The following is a 20,204-nucleotide window of genomic DNA, read 5'->3' as shown; positions in this document are numbered from 1 at the left end:
GGTATCCTATTGTCCGCGTTTTAAAAGCCCATTGGCATAACTGGAAAAATATGGCTCGCACTACTTCGCTGTTACGTTCTTTTAGCCTTCTGGCACTCCTTGGTGCCTGTGGCGCTGTCATGGTGTTCTGCGCCGCCTTCCTGTACATAGCGCCACGGCTCCCCGAGGCGGAAAAATTACGCGATGTCGAGCTGCAAACACCTCTGCGTATATATAGCAGAGACGGCCAGGTTATCGGTGAATTCGGCGAAAAACGCCGCTCACCGGTCAGCATTCAAGAAGTCCCCGACACATTCATCAAGGCGTTTCTGGCCGCCGAGGACGACCGCTTCTACCAACACCGCGGCGTCGACCTCACCAGTTTGCTGCGCGCGGCATCGCAGTTGATCACCAGCGGCAGCATTCAAACCGGCGGCTCGACCATTACCATGCAAGTCGCAAAGAACTACTTTTTAAGCCAAGAGCGCACCTTCACGCGTAAATTCACCGAAATTTTTCTCGCCATCGAAATAGAGCGCAAACTCAGCAAAGGCGACATCCTCGAGCTCTACCTCAACAAAATCTTTCTCGGCAACCACTCCTATGGCATCGAGGCCGCCGCGCAAACTTATTACGGCAAGTCCATTAAGGAACTCAGCCTTGCCCAAATGGCAATGATCGCCGGACTACCCAAAGCCCCATCGGCCTACAACCCTGTTGCCAACCCAGAGCGAGCCCGGATTCGCCGAAACTGGATACTCGGCCGAATGTTTGCGCTGGGCTATATCAACCAAGCCGATTACCAAGCGGCTAAACAGCAAAACATCACCGCCCGCCGACACGGTACACAACTCGACGTCAGTGCCGCCTACGCCGCCGAAATGGTCCGCGTCGAAATGCTGAAACGCTATGGCCGCGATGCCTATGAAAACGGCTACAGCGTTATCACCAGCGTAGACAGCACCCTACAAACTGCCGCAAACCAAGCCGTTATAAACGGCGTTATCGAATACGATCGTCGCCACGGTTATCGGGGCCCTGAACAACAATGGCCGCTCCCCGCCGATTTCAACGAGCAACAGCGCGAGCACTTTAGCGACAAGCTTCGCGACATTGGCGCCATCGGCCCCTGGCACCCAGCCCTTGTTCTCCACATAGAGAGCCAGAGCGCAACATTCTTACTCGCCACCGGCGAGCAAACCACCCTCGACTGGGAGCAGGGTTTTGCCGGCAGCGTTCGTTATATTAATGAAGACCGAAATAGCTACGAAGTGGAATCCGTAGATGAACTTATCGCCCCTGGCGACGTTGTCAGACTGCGCATGAGCTCATCACTCCCCAAGCGCTGGATTTTTTCACAGCTACCCGCCATTCAGGGAGCGTTGGTTTCACTGGACGCAGACACCGGCGCCATTCTCAGTTTGGTCGGCGGCTATAGCTATCAGCGAAGCTCATTCAACCGCGTCACCCAGGCTGCCCGGCAACCAGGCTCAGCGTTTAAACCCTTTATTTACACCGCTGCACTGGCCAATGGCTTTACACCAGCAAGTATCATCAATGATGCCCCCATCGTATTCGACGACGCCTCACTGGGGGGAACGTGGCGCCCGAGCAACTCCAACGGCAAATTTAACGGCCCAATGCGACTGCGCAAAGCCTTGTACCTGTCTAGGAACCTGGTATCGATTCGACTTTTACGAGAGCTGGGAATCAATACCGCCATCGACTATGTCTCCCGCTTTGGCTTCGACGGCCGCACCCTCCCAAGAGACCTCTCTCTTGCGTTGGGCAGCCACTCACTGACGCCTCTCGACGTGGTTACCGGCTACGCCACGTTTGCCAACGGCGGCTATAAGGTGTCGCCGTGGCTGATAGAACAAATCATCGACCGCGATGGCAACACCCTTTACCGCGCTGAACCGAAAGTCGCCTGCCGCAACTGCGAAGCCGGCCTGGACAGACTCGACGACATCGATAGCATGGTGGAAGCAGATTCTTTGGATGACCTCCATGCCGACACCGCCGCCGGCCAGCAGGATCTGGCAGAGAGAGTGATCGACGAGGAAGTTGTCTTCCTTATCGACAGCATTCTCAAGGACGTTATATCACGCGGCACCGGGCGCAAAGCCCGAGTCCTAAAACGCGGCGATGCTGCCGGCAAGACGGGAACCACAAACGGGCCAACCGACGCCTGGTTCTCTGGCTACAGCAGCGGCGTGGTCACCTCCACATGGGTCGGCTTCGACCAAAACCAGAAGCTCGGCCGCCGCGAGTACGGTGGCTCTGTTGCCCTGCCAATCTGGATCGACTACATGAAAGTCGCACTGCAGGGCCGCCAGGAGCGCTACCTAAAACAACCCGAGGGTATCGTGTCGGTGCGTATTGACCCGGAAACCGGCACCCTGGCCGCGCCGGGGCAGAGCAATGCAATCTTTGAATACTTCCGGGCAGAGAATGCGCCCACTACTGTGAACACAAGCAGCGGTGGCAGCAGCCCTTATGGAGAAGACAGCGGCGAGCCTATAGAACTGTTCTAAAGGCGCCGCAGCGAGGCAGCGTTACATTGCCTCGATGGCCTCGGCAAGCGTGCTGACCGCGACGACATCCATTGCGATATCGCCGCGGGGAGCATTCGCCTTAGGCACGATAGCGCGGCTAAAGCCGTGCTTTTTCGCTTCCTGAAGGCGCTCTTGCCCACTGGGCACAGGACGAATTTCCCCCGACAAGCCCACCTCGCCAAAAACGACCAAGTCTTCGGGCAAGGCGCGGTCGCGAAAACTCGATACGATGGCGAACAACAGTGCCAGATCCGCCCCGGTTTCCAGCACCTTGACGCCACCAACCACATTGACGAATACGTCCTGATCGCCGAGCTGCAATCCTCCATGGCGGTGGAGCACCGCCAGCAACATCGCCAAGCGGTTCTGCTCTAACCCCACCGCAACACGACGGGGATTGCCGTAATTACTTTCATCCACCAGCGCCTGGATCTCTACCAACAGAGGACGAGTGCCCTCCCACACCACCATCACAACGCTGCCAGCCGCCTGCACATCACCGCGATTCAGGAAAATCGCCGACGGGTTCTTAACCTCTTTCAGGCCCTGCTCGGTCATGGCAAACACCCCCAGTTCATTCACCGCGCCAAAGCGGTTTTTATGGCCGCGCAGGGTGCGATAACGGCTGTCACTGCCGCCCTCAAACATAATCGAGCAATCAATGATGTGCTCCAACACCTTCGGGCCAGCCAGCGCACCGTCTTTGGTCACATGGCCCACCATAATCAACACCGTATTGGTCTGCTTGGCAAAGCGCGTTAACGCCGCGGCGCACTCGCGAACCTGGGAAACACTGCCGGGCGCCGAACTCACCTGCTCGCTATGTAATACCTGAATCGAGTCGACCACCAACACCGACGGCCGGTGCTGATTCGCCTGCGCCAATACCGCCTCCAGACTGGTTTCGGAGTACAACTGCAACTCCTCTGCCGACAAACCAAGACGGCGTGCACGCAAGGCCACTTGCTGCAGTGACTCCTCCCCGGTGACATACAAACAGCGGCTGCGCGTCGCCAAGCGGCACAGCACCTGTAACAACAAGGTGCTCTTCCCCGCCCCGGGGTGACCGCCAAGCAGCACCGCCGAACCCGGTACAAAGCCACCGCCGAGCACCCGGTCCAGCTCTTCAAAGCCGCTGGCAATTCGCGGTAAATCCTCTATTTGAACGCTCGACAGACTTTGCAGTTCGCCAACAGCGCCGGCATAGCCTTGGCGCCCAGCAGGCGCCGAGGCGGCACCTGCCGCAGCCAAGCGCACCTCGGTAAGCGTATTCCAGGCGCCACAGTCCTGACACTGCCCTTGCCACTTGCGATGGTCGGAACCGCAATCACTACAAACATAGGCTGTTTTGGCCTTCGCCATACTTTGTGCTCCGCTGCTGTGCTGACAGAACAGGCGACTAGCCCGTACAATACTCTGCCAAGCGAGGATAATGATTCATGTCGGCGCCACTACTGGAAAGACCCCTACTGGTATCGCCCACTCTGGCAGCAACCATTGGCCTGGAGTGCGCCCTGCTATACCAGTTGCTCGCCGACTGGCAGCCCCTGCTGGAAGTCCGCCCACGTCAGGGTCAAGACTGGTTGCTTATTGACCGCCAGCGGCTCGAAGAACAACTGCCGTTCTGGCAAAGCGCCGATATTGACCGCCTGCTTCAACAACTCCACGACCAGGGGCTCATTATTATCGGCGGCGCGCTGATCAGCAATGCCCGCAACATTCGCTTTGCCATGCCCGCTCAGCAAACCGGCGCGCCCCAAAACGCCCCAGCTCGGCCGGCATCAACACGGCCCGAACCGGCAGCGCGCAGCAGCGCCCCCACCCAAGCCGTTCCCGGACGCCAGCTTATTAGTGCCGATTGGCGCCCCGACCCCGCCGCCGTGGAGTACCTCACCCGCTTCAACCGGGTGAGCAACCACTTTATCGAAGCGTGTATACCCGAGTTCATCGCCCACTACCGCGAAAGCGGCGAAGCCAGAAGCTCCTGGAGCAGCACATTTAGCCAGTACGTCAGCCGCCGCTGGAAAAAACAGCAATACGCTGAAATAGAGCAAGCCCGGCACCAAGTCATCGACAATCACTGGCGCCCCAGCCGAGACGCTCTCGACATCCTGCTGCGCGACGGCATCAGTGAGCACTTCATTGAAGACGCCATTCCCGAGTTCATTCTTTACTGGCGCGAGCGCGGCACGCAAGATAGCAACTGGAACTCTCGATTCCTACAACATATTCGATTGCAGTGGGCGCGATACACGAATGCCGTCAGCCACGAACAGGCCCATGTGCCGATTCGCAACGACTGGCAACCCAGCCCGGAAGTCTTTGAAATTTTGCGCATGGCGAGGATCGATGCCGACTTTGCCCGCGAGCAGATTCCCGAGTTTATACTGTTCTGGCGTGACAGCGGCCAGACCCAACGCTCCTGGAATACAAAGTTTCTACAGCATGTAAAATATCGCTGGGCACACAGTCACCAACTGGACAAATACGATGCACGACAGCAAAAAGCTTCTGGATCAAGCCAAGCGGCAACTGGCTTCATCGACAAACACACCGACAGAAGCTGGGCCGACGGCCTCTAAGCCACTGCCGGATAAGAGCGCTGTTATCGACGCCATCAACCGCATGTTTGCGGAGTTTGAGCTCGTCTATCACAACCAATACAACAAAGCCTTCGCAAACGCCGAAAAGCTCTCTTATGCCAAGAAGCTTTGGTTCAGCAACCTTTGCCATATTCCACCAGAGCAAATTACCGCAGCCTGTCATCGCGCTATTCGCGAGTCTGAATTCCTGCCGACGATCAAAGGCATTTTGAAATACTGTGAACCCGACGACCAAGCACTGGGCCTGCCAGACCCCCACAGCGCCTATGTAGAGGCTTGCAGAGCGCCCTCACCCAAAAATGAATACCGCTGGTCCCACCCCGCGGTTTACCACGCTGGACGCAAAAGCGATTGGTATTTTCTGGCAAACAATACCGAGCAGCAGGCCTTCCCGGTCTACAAGCGCCACTACCAGGCGCTGTGCGAGCAGGTGCGCAGCGGTCACACACTAGAACCCCCGCATCCAGAGGCGCTTCCCGCACCGGAGGCAAAGCCTCTGGAACCGGAAGAACAGCGCCGTCGTATGCGGGAAATGCGCAGTAAATTGAATATCTAACAACGGCCGTGCAGGCCGCCGTCGCAGCGGATACAATATCGCCGCACACGCGCGATCAGCGCCCCACGCCCCTCGGGACAAAGACTATGGCAGACGACAAAACAACCCACTTCGGTTTTAAAACCGTCAACCGCGGTGAGAAAGTAAACATGGTAGCCGGTGTCTTTCACTCGGTAGCCGGCAAATACGACTTAATGAACGACCTCATGTCCGGGGGCATTCACCGACTTTGGAAGCGTTTCACCATCGAGCTTTCCGGCGTCCGACGCGGCAATAGCGTGCTCGACATCGCGGGCGGCACCGGCGACTTGGCGGCCAAATTCAGCCGTTTAGTTGGCAGTGAAGGCAAGGTTGTGCTTGCCGATATCAACGACTCAATGCTCCAGGTGGGCCGCGAAAAACTAACCAATCGCGGCATTGTCGGTAATATTGAGTATGTGCAGGCCAACGCCGAGTGCCTGCCCTTCCCGGACAATAGCTTCGACTGCATTACGATCGCCTTTGGCCTGCGTAATGTCACCGACAAAGACGCCGCGCTGCGCTCTATGTTGCGCGTACTGAAACCAGGCGGGCGTTTGCTGGTGTTGGAATTCTCCAAGCCGACCAATGAGTTAATGAGCAAGGTCTACGACCGCTACTCCTTCGATATTCTGCCGCGCATGGGCAAGCTCATCACCAATGACGAAGACAGCTACCGCTATCTCGCCGAGAGCATTCGCATGCACCCGGACCAGGAAACCCTTAAGGAAATGATGGCCGAAGCCGGTTTTGCCGAGGTCCGCTACCACAATATGACGGCCGGCGTGGTTGCCGTTCACCGGGGCGTCAAGCCGTGATCCCCCCCATGATCAGCACTGCAGCCCTCTCAGGGCTGGAGGACGCGGTCAACCGAGCACTGCAGCTCGACCCGAGTAGCGCCGCCAAACTCGCCGAGCTCGACGGCGAAAGCTTTGCCCTGGAACTGCGCGAGCCCGACTTGAATATCGGGCTCAGCATTAACGGCAAGCGACTAAAACTGGGGCTGCACGCACCACAATCACCGAGCACCGCACTGAGAGGGCACTGGCGAGACTTCGCCGCCGTCGCCTCCGCTGACGATCCGGCGGCAGCGTTGATTAACGGCAATATTCAAGTCAGCGGCGACACCGCCCCCCTGCTCGCATTGCGCAAGCTACTGGCCGAATTGCAACTAGACTGGGAACACCCACTGGCCGAGGCCTTTGGCGACGTTGCCGCACACCAAATTGGCCGGGGCTTGCGCGCCGGGCATCGCTGGCTGAGCGGGACCGGGAAAAACCTGCGCCGCCAGCTTGAAGACTTTTTATTAGAAGAGAGTCGACTCTTGCCCCACCCCCTGCAGGCAGAAGCGATGTTCAAAGATATCGACGACCTGAACGCCCGCAGCGAGCGTCTCGAAGCGAAACTTCGTCGCCTACAGCAGCGCCTGAAAACTCAGTAACAAAGGAATACCGAATGGGCCTGCGCCGGTTGCTTGCCATACTCATTATCGTCTGTCGCTATCGCATCGACTTGCTGCTTCCCCAGGACAAACTGCCACTGCGATTGCGCCTACTTCTGCGCTGCGGCCCCTGGCGCCTGTGCCCTGCACCGGCGTTGAGCCGAGGGCAGCGACTGCGCTTAGCCCTTGAGTCGCTGGGGCCGATTTTTATCAAATTCGGCCAACTGCTCTCTACCCGGCGGGACCTGCTGCCCGACGACATCGCCGAAGAACTCGCATTACTGCAAGACCGCGTACCGCCTTTTCCCAGCGACCAGGCGGTCGCCGTGATTGAAAAAGCGCTGGGCCAAAGCGTCGATGACGTGTTTGCCTCTTTCGATCGCGACGCGCTGGCCTCGGCCTCCATTGCCCAGGTGCACTGCGCAACGCTGAAGACGGGCGAGCAGGTCGTCGTTAAAGTCGTTCGCCCCGGCATCGAAACCACGATTGGCAAAGACATCCAGTTAATGCAGAGCATTGCTCGCATTGTCCGCCGCCACCTCCCCGATGGCCGCCGCCTTCGCCCCGAGGAGGTCGTTGAAGACTATCGTCACACCATCTATGACGAGCTGGACCTACAGCGCGAAGGCGCCAATACCTCGCAGCTGCGCCGCAATTTCGCCGCCTCAGATATTCTCTATGTGCCCGAGGTCTACTGGGACTATACCCGCCGCAACGTGCTGGTCATTGAGCGCATTCACGGCATCCCCGTTACCGATGTGGAGACCCTGAACGCACAGGGCACGGATATGAAGAAGCTCGCCGAACGCGGCGTGGAAATTTTCTTCACCCAGGTTTTTCGCGACAGCTTTTTCCACGCGGACATGCACCCCGGCAATATTTTCGTTGCCGAAGGCCGCCCCCAGTCGCCGCAGTACATCGCTATTGATTGCGCAATTATCGGCAGCCTCAGCGACTTCGATCAGTACTATTTAGCGCGCAACCTACTGGCGATCTTCCAGCGCAACTACCGCGAAGTCGCAGAGCTCCATGTCGAGTGCGGCTGGGTGCCTCCGCACACCAAAGTTCACGAATTTGAAGCCGCCATCCGCAGCGTCAGCGAACCGATTTTTGAAAAACCGTTGTCAGAAATTTCCTTCGGCCAGTTGCTGGTATACCTGTTTCAAACTGCTCGCCGCTTCGATATGGAAGTACAACCCTCGCTGGTGCTGTTGCAAAAGACCTTGCTGAATGTAGAGGGCCTGGGGCGCCAGCTGTATCCGCAACTCGACCTATGGGCAACCGCCATGCCTTTTTTGGAGCGCTGGATCCGCGACCGCTATTCGCCCCAGAGTATGCTGAAGCGCGTCGGCCACCGACTGCCCGGCTGGCTGGAGCAACTTCCGCAATTACCCGAGACGCTGCTTGAGCGCGGCCAACCGCCGCAGCAAGCGCAAAACGACGCACTGCGCCTGCAATTACAACAGGCGGAAAAACAGGCTGAGCAACGCGACAGGCGCGCGCGAAACCAACGACTGGGTATCGTCGCCCTGCTGGCCGCCGCATTGATCGCCGATCCGGAAATCAGCCTTGGCTTGCAGTCACTACCCACCGCGAGCCTCGCCTTGCTAGGCGCCGGTTTATATTTCTTAATTCGCTCGCGCTAATGTAAAGTAGGCGCACGCAGAAAACGAAGGCAGTATGTTTATGCAGCGGCAAGACAGTAAACAGTGGTTAGACCAGGTCAAATGGAATGACGCTGGCTTGGTCGCTGCCATTGCACAAGACGTGCACAGTGGTCGCGTGCTGATGATGGCATGGATGAATCGCGAAGCGCTTGAACTGACCGTGAGCGAGCAACGCGCCGTTTATTGGTCGCGCTCGCGCAACGCTTTGTGGCGCAAGGGTGAGAGTTCCGGCCATACACAAACGCTTCATGACATCGCGCTAGACTGCGACGGCGACGCAATTCTTATGCAGGTTGAACAAATAGGCGGCATCGCTTGCCATACAGGGCGCCAGAGCTGCTTCTATCGCAGCCTGAAAGAGGCGCAGTGGCAAACCCAGGAAGCGGTACTAAAGAACCCGGAAGAGATCTATGACAAGTAATTCTGATGCCGCGGATACATCGATACTCAGTGAGTTAGATGCGGTGCTCGCCGAGCGTAAAAGCGCTGACGCCGACAGCTCATATGTAGCCAGCCTGTACCACAAGGGGCTCAACAAAATTCTGGAAAAGGTCGGCGAAGAATCCGTGGAAGCGATCATCGCCGCCAAGGATGCCGAGCACAGTGGCAACCATCAAGACGTAATCTATGAGACCGCAGACCTCTGGTTCCACACGATGGTTATGCTTCAACACCTGGGCATCGACCACAGCGATGTTTTACATGAACTTGCGCGGCGCTTTGGGCTTTCCGGCCATGATGAAAAAGCACAGCGCGGCAACAACAAACAATAAGTGAGGTAAGTAGCAATGGGACTTGGTGGTATTAGTATCTGGCAACTATTGATCATTCTGGCAATTGTGGTGCTGTTGTTTGGTACCAAGAAGCTTAAAAATATCGGCAGCGACCTCGGCGGCGCCGTAAAAGGCTTTAAAGACAGCCTTGATGGCGAAGACGACAAGGCCAAAAACATTGAGCAAAAAGAGGCCGACGGCGAAGCCAACAGTACTCAAGCCGAGCAAAGCGAACAAAAAAGCGAGTCAAAATAAACCATGTTTGACATCGGCTTTGCCGAACTGCTGCTGATCGCTGTTCTCGGTCTGCTGGTATTGGGGCCCGAGCGCCTGCCAACCGCAGTGAGAACAATCAGCTTATGGCTAGGACGGCTGCGCAGAAGCTTTACCAGCATTCGCCAGGAAATCGAACGAGAGGTCGGCGCCGATGAAATCCGCCGGCAGCTCCACAATGAGTCGATAATGGCTTCGCTGGAAGACAGCAAACAATCCCTGCGAGACGGCCTTGAAAGTGCCGCCGACGACATCCGCTCTGTTGAGCGCTCGCTAAGCCGCGCCAATGCGAAGCAGGACGCCGAGGACGACATGCCCGAGCCCGCGCTGGACGAGCACCCCATTGCCCCGGAAGTGACAGAGGCCGACCCAGAAGCAGCCCCCGACGCCAGTAATAACACCCCCACTAAAGAAAAAGGCAGCGACCCCGCGCCATGAGTATCGACGCTGACCAAGATCAAGGCCAACCCCTGATTGCCCACCTCACTGAACTGCGCGACCGCTTATTGCGAATCGTATTGGCAGTGCTGATTTGCGCACTGGGGCTTATGCCCTTTTCCTCCGAGATCTATGCTTTCGTCTCGCAGCCATTGCAACAGTACCTGCCAGAAGGCAGCGGCATGATCGCCACCGAGGTTGCCTCCACCTTCCTCGCCCCCTTTAAACTGGTACTTGTGTCGGCGGTCTGTCTGGCCATCCCGGTGATTCTTCATCAGATATGGGCCTTTATCTCCCCCGGCATGTATCGCCACGAAAAGCGTATTGCCGCGCCGCTGTTGTTTTCCAGCGTGCTGCTCTTCTATCTCGGGCTGGCCTTTGCCTATGTTGTGGTATTCCCACTGGTGTTTGGCTTTTTCAGCAGTATCACACCGGAGGGCGTGTCCTATACACCCGATATTTCGCGCTTTCTCGACACCGCACTGAAGCTCTTTATGGCCTTCGGCATTGCCTTTGAAATCCCCATCGCCACGGTGTTACTGATTAGCGCCGGCGTAACCAGTGCTGAAAAGCTCGCAGCCAAGCGTGCGTACGTGGTGGTGGCCTGTTTTGTCGTGGGCATGCTGCTAACACCGCCAGACGTTATCTCGCAGATGCTACTGGCGCTGCCAATGTGGCTACTGTTTGAAGTGGGAATATTCTTTGGCCGTTTCATTCAGTCGCGGCCTGCGGCGAACGAGGAAGACCAGCGCCCGTCTCTATGAACGGAGACGGGGCCTAGGCCCCGTGTCATCTGATAGGCTGAGCTTAGTAACCGGGGTCGTCGTAATCGCCAAAGGCGAGATTTTCGAAGCGCGTAAATTTACCAATAAAACTCAATCTCGCGGTTCCGATGGGGCCGTTACGCTGCTTGCCGATGATGATTTCCGCAACGCCTTTATCTTGCGTTTCTTCGTTGTAGACCTCATCACGATAGATAAACATGATGACGTCGGCATCCTGCTCGATCGCACCGGATTCCCGCAAGTCGGAATTCACCGGGCGCTTATTGGGCCGCTGCTCCAGTGCCCGGTTAAGCTGTGACAGCGCGATGACCGGGCAGTCGAATTCTTTTGCTATCCCTTTGAGCGAGCGCGATATTTCGGAAATTTCCGCAGTTCGCCCCTCGCTTCCTTTGCCGGCCACCTGCATCAGCTGCAGGTAATCGAGCATGATCATGCCGATACTGCCATGCTCGCGTAGCACTTTACGTGCCCGCGAACGCACCTCGGTGGGGGTCAATGCCGCGGTATCATCGATAAACAGCGGCCGATCCTTCAACTTACTTACCGCGGCGCTCAGCTTAGGCCAATCTTCCTCTTCCAGCTTGCCGCTGCGCACCCGGCCCTGGTCGATCTTACCCACTGACGACAACATCCTCATCATCAGCTGGCTGGCTGGCATTTCCATACTGAACACCAGTACCGGTTGCTCGTATCGCAACAGGACGTTTTCCACCAGGTTCATGGCGAACGTCGTCTTACCCATCGATGGTCGCGCAGCGACGATGACCAGGTCCGACTTTTGCAAGCCAGAGGTCATCTCATCGAGTTTTTCAAAGCCCGTGCTTAAACCGGTAATTGCATCGTCGTTGTTGAATAGCTCGTCAATTTTATCAACGGCTTCCTTCAACAGTGGATTGATCGGCTCCAAGCCGCCCGCTTTCGGGCGCTCCTCAGCGATCTGCATAATGCGACGCTCGGCTTCGTCCAGTACTTCGTCGCTGCTTCGCCCCTCGGGGTTAAAGCTCGTATCGGCAATGGAGTTGGCCGCAGAGATCAGCGAACGAAAGATCGAGCGCTCGCGCACGGCTTGCGCATAGGCGCGGATATTCGCGACCGACGGCGTCCCAGTGGCGATTTCGGCAAGGTAGGCGGTGCCACCCACCTCTTTGAGTTGCCCGTTGCGCGCCAGGGTTTCCGCCAAGGTGACAACATCAATCGGCTGCTCTTGCTCGACCAGCTGACTCATACAGGCGTAAATCAGACGGTGCTCGGGGCGAAAGAAATCGCCCTCGCCAACCATATCGGCAACCGAGTCCCAAGCTTCACCGGCAATCATTAAGCCGCCCAGCACCGACTGCTCCGCTTCCAGAGAGTGCGGAGGCAATTTCAATTTCGCGAAGTCACCGTCATCAAATTCCGGCGGCGATTCAGATTCTGGATAGGCGTCAGCTTGCACAGCCACACTCACTGCTCAGGTTGGTTGGCCATTGTGGCAAAAAAAAAACGCGCCGACCAGCAAGGCCACGCGCGCTTTTTTCACCGCGCCCCATTAACAGGACACAGCATTGCGGGCAGTGCTCCACCGCCCGCTGCTACCATTGATTGGCGAGTTATTACTCAGCAACAACCGTTACGGCAACGTTTTGAATCACATCACTGTGAACCTGGATAGCGATTTCGTAGCTACCAATCTCACGGATGGGACCTTCAGGCATACGCACTTCACTTTTGCTTACTTCAACGCCAGCAGCAGTGATCGCCTCAGCCAAATCGCGAGTACCGATAGAGCCGAACAGTTTGCCGCCCTCGCCCGCATTCGCCTCGATGTTAACAGCCACTTCAGCCAGTTTCGCTGCGCGTGCTTCAGCTTCTGCACGCTTTTCAGCAGCAGCGGCTTCCAGCTCGGCGCGGCGCGCTTCGAATGTCGCTACATTGTCTTCGGTGGCAGGAACTGCTTTACCGAAGGGAATCAGGAAATTACGGCCGTAACCGGATTTCACATTTACCTGGTCGCCCAGGTCACCCAACTTGCCAATTTTCTCAAGCAGAATCACTTGCATGGTTCTAACCCTCTTCTGCGCGTCTGTCTCGAGGCCTATTGGGCCGTCGGCAAACGCCGTCTGATATCAATCCAACTATCTACAATCGCTGCCAAAATCAGCACCGCCCACAGCGGCCCTAACAACAGCAGCGCGATATAAAACACCACTAGCCATACACGCCCTAAGGCAAGACGACCCACCACCCCGTGCACCAGTGACAGCCCCGCAGCAATCAGTGGCAGCAAACACATAACGCCCCAGAAGCGGTACACTTCGCCCAGTTGGCTCACCAGTAGCATCACTGCCACGAACACAACGGTCAGTACCGCTGGCAGGCGCAAAGACCACATCTCTTTGCGAAACCCACCCGGGTTGTACAACAGTGCTTGCCACCAGCGCGCCAGCATAAGCGCTAACACGCTCCACAACACTGTGCTGCCGCCAATCACTGCCGCAATATCGCCGGTCAGTATCTGGGGCAGCGCATTGCTGGACTGCGCTTGAAGCTGGTCCAGCATCGGCTGCACGGTAGCCAAAATTCCCGCCAGGTATTCCTGTGCCCCGTGATACAGGGCAAAGGCGCTGAGCATTCCACCCAGCACAGCACTGGCAAGTGCTAAAGGCCAGGATCGACTGCTACGCAGTACTTCGGCTGCTGCGGCTGTAGTTAACAGCATGCAAAGCGGGCCGACATCCTGGCCGTATAACGCAACGGCGATGGCCGGTAAAAGCGCCCAAAATACAACAAAGGCGCCCTCGGTCATTCCCTTTCTCAGGGTAACCAAGGCAGCGGCTGAGGCCCCTACCCAGGCAAACATCAAACTGCCTATCCCCAGACCGGCAACTGCCACCGCCTGGAGGCGCCCTTTCATAATAAATTCTGCAAGGGGGCGCATGACTATCCGCTCAGCTTATTTATGGCTGTCGGTGTAAGGCAGCAGAGCCAGAAAACGCGCGCGTTTAATCGCGGTAGACAGCTGGCGCTGGTACTTGGCGTTGGTTCCAGTAATACGGCTGGGAACAATCTTGCCAGTTTCTGAAACATAGGCTTTCAAAGTGTCCAGATCTTTGTAGTCGATCTGCTTAACACCTTCCGCGGTAAAGCGGCAAAACTTACGACGACGGAAAAAACGTGCCATCTTTTAAATCCTCACTCTGTCCGCAATTATTCAGCGTTCTGCTCAGCAGCCGGAGCGGCTTCTGATGCTTCTTCACGCTTCTCGGTAGGCTGCTCGCTGTCACGGCGCTCGCTGCGCTGTTCACTGCGGCTGCGACGCTCACGGCTTTCTTTTTCCGCCTTCATGATCGGAGATTCTTCAGTAACCGCTTCATCCTGACGGATGATGAGGTTACGCAGAACAGCGTCGTTGTAGCGGAAGTTTGTGGTCAGCTCGTCGATCGCATCAGCGCTTGCTTCAGCATTGATCAGCACGTAGTGAGCCTTGTGGATTTTGTTGATGGGGTAAGCCAGTTGACGGCGGCCCCAGTCTTCCAAGCGGTGAACTTTACCGCCGTCTTTTTCGATAGCCTGGGTATAACGCTCGACCATACCAGGTACCTGCTCGCTCTGATCCGGGTGGACCAGGAACACGATTTCGTAGTGACGCATTGTATGCTCCTTACGGGTTAAGCCACCCTTTATGGTGTGGCAAGGAGGGCAAACCAGCCGCTATGGACGAGCTTACCGTTAAAACAAGAGCGCGAATTCTAGGCAAGCACCCTGACAGATGCAAGCAATTCGTGCATTTTTTAATCAAATTCGGGTATTAAAGACGCTGGCGCACCGCTTCAAACAAGCACACCCCGGTGGCAACCGATACATTGAGACTGCTGACCTCCCCGGCCATTGGCAGGTGCGCTAAGTAATCACACTGCTCTCGGGTTAGGCGCCGCATACCTGCCCCTTCGGCGCCCATCACCAGCGCAACAGGCCCCGCCAGGTCACATTCATACAGCGACTGCGACGCCTCTCCCGCCAAGCCAATAATCCACACCCCCGCCTCTTGGAGTTGGCGCAGGCTGCGCGCCAGATTGGTTACCTGCACAAATGGCACTGCTTCGGCAGCCCCGCAGGCCACCTTGCGTACGGTCGCGTTTAAGCTCGCAGAATTATCCTTGGGCGCGATCACTACCGTGGCCCCCGCCGCATCGGCGCTGCGCAAGCAAGCGCCGAGATTATGGGGGTCAGTCACACCGTCGAGGACCAGTACCAAAGCGCGCTTGCCCGCTTCAGCAACCAGCTCGGGCAGGCGCTTTTCATGGGTTTGCGTCGGCGCTTTGGCACTGGCAACCACCCCCTGATGCCGTCCGTCGACGAGCTCATCCAGCACCTTTCGAGAACATTCATGCAGAGTAATGCCATGTCGCTGCGCCAGCTCAAGCACGGTATGTAGTCGCTTGTCTCGACGCCCCTCCAGCACCCACATTTCACTAATACTTTCCGGGCGGCGTTGCAGCGCAGTGGTAACGGCGTGCAAGCCAAAAATCTGCTCTTTCACTCTTTAACCTTTTGTAAGCATCCCGTATTCCTCACGGGCGGGGTTCATCACTGCGTTAGCGGCGGCGCTTTTTACTAGCCGCTCCCTTTTTGGCAGAGCTGTTCTTTGCGCCCGACTTCTTGCCAGCAGCACCGCGCTTTGCCTTAGGGGCTTTACCAGGCTTGGACTTTGGCACCTGCCCCTTGGCAAGCGCTTCGCGCAGCGACGGTTTACGGCGGCGCTTGGTCTCGCCTTGCACCAAGCCGAGATCGACCTTGCGCTCGTCTAGGTCGACACTGAGCACCTGCACTTTTAGCGAATCACCCAACTGGTATACCCGGCGACTGCGCTCACCCACCAAGCGCTGATGGGCCGGGTCAAACTGATAGTAGTCCTGTGGCAGCGCTGAAATATGCACCAGCCCTTCTATGTAGAGGTCCTGCAGCTCAACAAACAAACCGAAGCCGGTCACCGCAGCGATCATGCCGTCGAATTCACTGCCCACATGCTCCTGCAGGAATTCGCATTTCAAAAACGCCATTACATCGCGGCTGGCATCATCGGCGCGACGCTCGGCCATCGAGCAGTGCTCACCCAGACCCAGCAGCGCCGCCATATCATAGGGATAGATCTTTTCGCGCGGCAGATCAGGTGCGCCTTTCACAGGCCGGAAGCATTTGGGGGCTTTCCCGCCACCGTTGCGCAACAAATACCGCAGCGCCCGATGAACCATCAAATCCGGGTAGCGCCGTATCGGCGAGGTAAAGTGGGTGTAGCCGGTGTAGTTCAAGCCAAAGTGGCCATCGTTGTCCGGCTGATACACGGCTTGGCTCAGCGAGCGCAACATCATCGTTTGAATCATCTGGCCGTCGGGCCGGTCTTTCAAACTCGCCAATAATTTTTGGTAATCGGTGGGTGAGGGGTCGTCGCCACCTTTTAACCCCAGCCCGATCTCCGCCAAAAACTCTCGCAAGTTACTCAGCTTTTGCTCAGACGGGCCATTGTGCACGCGGAACAGCGCTTCAAGCCCTGACTTTTCCAGCGTTTTTGCCGTCGCCACATTGGCGATCAGCATGCACTCCTCAATCATTCGGTGAGCATCGTGGCGGTGTACGGGCACGATCGCATCGATACGCTTCTCGTTGTCAAAGACGATGCGTGTCTCAACCGTTTCAAAGTCGATGGCACCACGCTTGGAGCGCGCCTCACGCAGCGCTGTGTACAAATTGTGAAGCTCGCTTAACTGAGGAAGCAGGTCGCGGTGTTTGCCGGTGTCTTTAGCGGGGTCAGCGCCTTCCACGCCGAGCATGGCGCCCACTTCGTTGTATGTAAGGCGGGCATGTGAACGCATTACCGCCTCATAAAACTGGTAACCACTCAGCCGCCCCCGCGCACTGATGGTCATTTCACACACCATGCACAGGCGGTCGACATCCGGGTTTAGTGAGCACAGACCATTGGACAGTGCCTCCGGCAGCATCGGCACCACTCGATCGGGAAAATACACTGAGGTCCCGCGACGCTGGGCCTCTTCATCCAGCGCGGAGCCCAGCGTCACATAGTGCGAGACATCGGCAATGGCCACCCACAGCCGCCAACCACCGAAACGCTTTTTCTCACAGTACACGGCATCGTCGAAATCCCGCGCGTCTTCGCCATCAATCGTCACTAGTGGCAGCTTGCGCAAGTCGACACGGCGCTTCTTATCCACCTCCGCGGGCGCAGTACCAAACTGCCGAGCCTGCTCCTCTACCGCCTCGGGCCACTCGAAGGGGATTTCATGGCTGCGCAGTGCCAGCTCGGTGGCAACGCCCACTGTCGCTCGGTCACCGAGCACGTCAACTATTTTGCCCCGCGCCTGCTGGCGCAGCCCGGGCTGACGCGTGATAGACACCATCACAAAGTCATTTTCGCTGGCACCCGCCGTGTCATCATCCTCAAGCGCGACCCAATTTTGGATTCGACTATTATCCGGCACCACAACCCAGCGGCCGCGGTGGTCAACCAGCTTACCCACTAATTGCTGGGTATTGCGCTCAAGCACATCGACAATAATGCCTTCCCGCCGCCCACGGTGATCACTGCCCGTAACCTCTACTGCAACCGTGTCACCGTCAAAGACCTGCTGCATCTGCCGGCTGTGCAGGTATACATCCTCTTCATCCTCGACCAGCACAAAACCGTAGCCGTCGCGATGCCCTTGCACTCGTCCTTTAATCGCATCACCAACAACAGGGGCCATCAGCTTACCGCGGCGCCCCTCAATCAACTGGCCGTCACGCAACATCGCCTTGATGCGGCGGCGCAAGCCCTCCTCCAGCTCCTCCCCGGCAATATCAAGACGCTTGCGCAGCGCCGCTGCCGTCATACCCTGCTCTGAAGACCTCAACTGGTCGAGGATGTACTCGCGGCTAGGTACAGGATTTTCATAGCGCTCGGCTTCACGAGCGGCATGGGGGTCGTTATGTTGCTTGCGGCCTTTTGGCATGCAGTGGCAGTTCCTCTTGAATAGCTAGAAAATTTGCGCCTAGTGTAACGCAAAGCGTTGACAAAAAAGCGCGATATCAGTAAATTGCGCGCCTCGGCAGCAATTGCCTCGTTTTACCCCCTGCCCAGGTGGTGAAATTGGTAGACACGCTAGCTTCAGGTGCTAGTGGCCTCACGGCCGTGGAGGTTCAAGTCCTCTCCTGGGCACCATATTTTGAAAAGGCCTTCGTTGAATCAGCGAAGGCCTTTTTTTATACCCCACCATTTCACTTACGTCCCCCCCCCAAACAGGCAAACAGTAAGACGCGCTCCCGGTAATTATAGAAATATTACCGATTCCCGCCGCTACCCAGTAACACATACCCAATTTGGGAGATGAGCTGTACCTGGCTCTATGGTCCTCTAGCGACTTTAGACATTCGGTACAAAAATCGGAGATACCATGAAATCAGCTCATTGGGGGCCGCTCGCCCTAGCCTTTACACTCACCGCCTGTGGTGGCGGTGGTTCCTCGTCCGGCGGAAGCAATAGTTCCGAGCCAGAGGTCCAGCGAGGCATTTTTACCGACAGCGCCGTTGCCGGCATCCGCTATCAAACCGCGCCCAGCGGCCAATCAGGCAGCACGACTGAGCTGGGTGAGTACGAATTTGTCGAGGGCGATAGCGTCACCTTCAGTATTGGTGGAATCACACTGCCCGCGGTTCCCGCCAGCGGCCGAGTCACCCCAGCCGACATGGACGGCGGCACGCCCAACCAGGTCACCAATATTCTGCGCTTACTGCAGTCACTGGACGATGACGGCAATCCTGACAATGGCATTACCATTGACGGCGAGATTCACGGGCTTCTTGCCGATGCACAGCTCAATCTCGGCTTACCGCAGTCAGAGTTTGAAACGCAATTCGACACCGAAGTTGCGCCCCCCACCGGCAAAAGCTTAGTCAGCGCGGACAAGGCCGAAGCCCATTTTGGCCGTTCACAACAGGCCGACCTGCGCGGCAGCTGGTTATTTGTCGAGCCGGCGGGCGAGAGCAGTAACGGTAAAGGGCCAAATGGCGAAGAAATCAGCGTACTGACTTTCCTGAGCGGGAATCGCTACATTGTCAGTCACAAATACGGCAACGATGATCAGGGTACCGCCACCGCAGAGTGGGGCTACTACGAGTGGAACCCTGCCGATGGCGTAATCACGTTCAGCGCCCAGGCACAGTCGAATACCGATGGCGGTTTCTGTGAAACGCTGGGCGAAGGCTGCGGCCAGGAAACGGTTCGCTTAGTTAACGATGAGCTACATTTTGGTAGCGAGGCGAATGCCGCCGCAGCGTTTAAAAGCGTCAAAAGTAGCAGCAATGCTTTTGTAGGTAGCTGGCTGATTGAAGATCAGGCAGACGAATTCCACGTTCTTACGGTACTTGAGGATGGCAGCTACAACGTAGCCCACAGCTATCGCGACGAGGGTGACGCCTCCCTCCCCGCTGACGCACCTACCTCAGAATGGGGAAATTACAGCATTGATGGCAAACAGTTCAGCGTGACTGACATCGTTTCAGAAACCGACGGAGACGGCGGCTTATCCGACGGTGACGATGTATGCACCACCACCAAATGGGGAGATTTCAACTGCGAAAGCGACGCCGAGGAGGCATTCAGCTTCATGCGCGTGGGCCGCTTCACGGTAAAATTGCGAGTAGAAGATGACAACGGCAGCGCCATCTATAGAAAAACCGCTACCGTTGAACGCAGCGCAGAGCGCCTGTTTGTCGAGAACCAGAGCAAAGCCTTTACATACGCCTTCCCAGATGAGGCCGATAAAATTTCGGTCAGGCTCTACGAAAACGGCTCAGGCAGAGTGGATTTTGGCCCCGATGAGTCAAGCACTATCGAACACAGCTGGAAGGTCAATGCGGCGGGCAGTCTCGATTACTATGAAACCATGGACGACGACTCAACAGGCTATTGGCTCTTTGCACCCATCAAAGACAGCCGCGGACGTGACATGGCGCTGATTAGCTTTTCGCATAAGGACGGCACCACGTCCCATGAAAGTGCCTTTTTTATCAGCGAGCTGGTCGGAGAGGTCGTCGCAAAATAAGCTCAATCTCCTGCGGGCATAAACTGCCCGCAGACA

The 20,204-nt window shown here is 56.9% G+C and carries 20 protein-coding genes and 1 tRNA gene; 13 read left to right on the top strand and 8 right to left on the bottom strand.

Going from position 1 to position 20,204, the window contains the following annotated elements; genetic code table 11:
• Window positions 1–50: 50 nt before the first annotated feature.
• Window positions 51–2,516 (top strand): penicillin-binding protein 1A, encoded by a 2,466-nt coding sequence (locus ABNS66_RS10830; RefSeq protein ID WP_204996211.1) that lies wholly within the window; start codon window positions 51–53, stop codon window positions 2,514–2,516.
• Between the two features lie 21 nt (window positions 2,517–2,537).
• Here ABNS66_RS10830 and radA read toward each other — a convergent pair whose 3' ends face one another.
• On the bottom strand, window positions 2,538–3,899 hold the full coding sequence (gene radA / locus ABNS66_RS10825; RefSeq protein ID WP_286693980.1) for a DNA repair protein RadA: 1,362 nt from the start codon (window positions 3,897–3,899) through the stop codon (window positions 2,538–2,540).
• A gap of 77 nt (window positions 3,900–3,976) precedes the next feature.
• Between radA and ABNS66_RS10820 the strand changes: the two genes are divergently transcribed.
• The 10 genes from ABNS66_RS10820 (at window position 3,977) to tatC (ending at window position 11,070) form a co-directional block, all read left to right on the top strand.
• Complete coding sequence (locus tag ABNS66_RS10820; RefSeq protein ID WP_286837805.1) at window positions 3,977–5,119, top strand: DnaT-like ssDNA-binding domain-containing protein; 1,143 nt, start codon at window positions 3,977–3,979, stop codon at window positions 5,117–5,119.
• Window positions 5,028–5,696: a replication protein P gene (locus ABNS66_RS10815; RefSeq protein ID WP_286693978.1), complete on the top strand. Its 669-nt coding sequence runs from the start codon at window positions 5,028–5,030 to the stop codon at window positions 5,694–5,696. The genes ABNS66_RS10820 and ABNS66_RS10815 overlap by 92 nt, the downstream gene beginning before the upstream one ends.
• Before the next feature lie 86 nt (window positions 5,697–5,782).
• Window positions 5,783–6,532 carry a bifunctional demethylmenaquinone methyltransferase/2-methoxy-6-polyprenyl-1,4-benzoquinol methylase UbiE gene (gene ubiE, locus ABNS66_RS10810; RefSeq protein WP_204996208.1) on the top strand — a complete coding sequence of 250 codons (750 nt, stop codon included), beginning with the start codon at window positions 5,783–5,785 and terminating at the stop codon, window positions 6,530–6,532.
• An 8-nt stretch (window positions 6,533–6,540) separates the two neighbouring features.
• On the top strand, window positions 6,541–7,155 hold the full coding sequence (locus tag ABNS66_RS10805) for an SCP2 sterol-binding domain-containing protein (protein ID WP_036256368.1): 615 nt from the start codon (window positions 6,541–6,543) through the stop codon (window positions 7,153–7,155).
• A 14-nt stretch (window positions 7,156–7,169) separates the two neighbouring features.
• Entirely contained in the window at window positions 7,170–8,801 is a 1,632-nt protein-coding gene (gene ubiB, locus ABNS66_RS10800) for a ubiquinone biosynthesis regulatory protein kinase UbiB (RefSeq protein ID WP_286837802.1), read from the top strand.
• A 40-nt stretch (window positions 8,802–8,841) separates the two neighbouring features.
• Window positions 8,842–9,243: a phosphoribosyl-AMP cyclohydrolase gene (gene hisI / locus ABNS66_RS10795; RefSeq protein ID WP_204996206.1), complete on the top strand. Its 402-nt coding sequence runs from the start codon at window positions 8,842–8,844 to the stop codon at window positions 9,241–9,243.
• Window positions 9,233–9,595 carry a phosphoribosyl-ATP diphosphatase gene (locus tag ABNS66_RS10790; RefSeq protein WP_286693976.1) on the top strand — a complete coding sequence of 121 codons (363 nt, stop codon included), beginning with the start codon at window positions 9,233–9,235 and terminating at the stop codon, window positions 9,593–9,595. Before hisI ends, ABNS66_RS10790 begins: the two co-directional genes overlap by 11 nt.
• 15 nt (window positions 9,596–9,610) lie before the next feature.
• Entirely contained in the window at window positions 9,611–9,850 is a 240-nt protein-coding gene (gene tatA, locus ABNS66_RS10785; RefSeq protein ID WP_286837800.1) for a Sec-independent protein translocase subunit TatA, read from the top strand.
• A 3-nt stretch (window positions 9,851–9,853) separates the two neighbouring features.
• The gene (tatB, locus tag ABNS66_RS10780) at window positions 9,854–10,306 is read left to right on the top strand and encodes a Sec-independent protein translocase protein TatB (protein ID WP_286837798.1); all 453 of its coding nucleotides are present in this window, start codon (window positions 9,854–9,856) and stop codon (window positions 10,304–10,306) included.
• Window positions 10,303–11,070, top strand: a complete 768-nt coding sequence (gene tatC, locus ABNS66_RS10775; RefSeq protein ID WP_204996202.1) for a twin-arginine translocase subunit TatC — start codon at window positions 10,303–10,305, stop codon at window positions 11,068–11,070. The genes tatB and tatC overlap by 4 nt, the downstream gene beginning before the upstream one ends.
• A 43-nt stretch (window positions 11,071–11,113) precedes the next feature.
• On the opposite strand, the gene dnaB is transcribed toward tatC, so the two are convergent.
• From dnaB to rnr, 7 genes are all read right to left on the bottom strand, one after another.
• Entirely contained in the window at window positions 11,114–12,526 is a 1,413-nt protein-coding gene (gene dnaB / locus ABNS66_RS10770; protein ID WP_204996336.1) for a replicative DNA helicase, read from the bottom strand.
• Between the two features lie 157 nt (window positions 12,527–12,683).
• On the bottom strand, window positions 12,684–13,130 hold the full coding sequence (gene rplI, locus ABNS66_RS10765) for a 50S ribosomal protein L9 (protein ID WP_204996201.1): 447 nt from the start codon (window positions 13,128–13,130) through the stop codon (window positions 12,684–12,686).
• Window positions 13,131–13,165: 35 nt separating this feature from the next.
• Window positions 13,166–13,984: a hypothetical protein gene (locus ABNS66_RS10760; RefSeq protein ID WP_286837793.1), complete on the bottom strand. Its 819-nt coding sequence runs from the start codon at window positions 13,982–13,984 to the stop codon at window positions 13,166–13,168.
• A gap of 39 nt (window positions 13,985–14,023) precedes the next feature.
• Window positions 14,024–14,251, bottom strand: a complete 228-nt coding sequence (gene rpsR, locus ABNS66_RS10755) for a 30S ribosomal protein S18 (RefSeq protein ID WP_027874105.1) — start codon at window positions 14,249–14,251, stop codon at window positions 14,024–14,026.
• A 26-nt stretch (window positions 14,252–14,277) separates the two neighbouring features.
• Window positions 14,278–14,721 (bottom strand): 30S ribosomal protein S6, encoded by a 444-nt coding sequence (gene rpsF, locus ABNS66_RS10750; protein ID WP_204996199.1) that lies wholly within the window; start codon window positions 14,719–14,721, stop codon window positions 14,278–14,280.
• Window positions 14,722–14,878: 157 nt separating this feature from the next.
• On the bottom strand, window positions 14,879–15,610 hold the full coding sequence (rlmB, locus tag ABNS66_RS10745; RefSeq protein ID WP_286693970.1) for a 23S rRNA (guanosine(2251)-2'-O)-methyltransferase RlmB: 732 nt from the start codon (window positions 15,608–15,610) through the stop codon (window positions 14,879–14,881).
• Between the two features lie 55 nt (window positions 15,611–15,665).
• Entirely contained in the window at window positions 15,666–18,077 is a 2,412-nt protein-coding gene (gene rnr / locus ABNS66_RS10740) for a ribonuclease R (protein ID WP_286837791.1), read from the bottom strand.
• Window positions 18,078–18,199: 122 nt separating this feature from the next.
• On the opposite strand from rnr, the gene ABNS66_RS10735 reads away from it, so the two are divergent.
• Together ABNS66_RS10735 and ABNS66_RS10730 are read left to right on the top strand one after the other, a co-directional pair.
• Window positions 18,200–18,286, top strand: a tRNA-Leu gene (locus tag ABNS66_RS10735).
• Between the two features lie 232 nt (window positions 18,287–18,518).
• A complete protein-coding gene (locus tag ABNS66_RS10730) occupies window positions 18,519–20,168 on the top strand; it encodes a hypothetical protein (RefSeq protein ID WP_286837790.1) in 1,650 nt (549 codons plus the stop codon).
• Window positions 20,169–20,204: the final 36 nt, after the last annotated feature.

This window comes from uncultured Spongiibacter sp. (genome assembly GCF_964011655.1).
Lineage (GTDB): Bacteria > Pseudomonadota > Gammaproteobacteria > Pseudomonadales > Spongiibacteraceae > Spongiibacter > Spongiibacter marinus.
The sequence above is the reverse complement of the archived record's forward strand: the minus strand, read 5'-3'. Positions and strand labels throughout refer to the sequence as shown.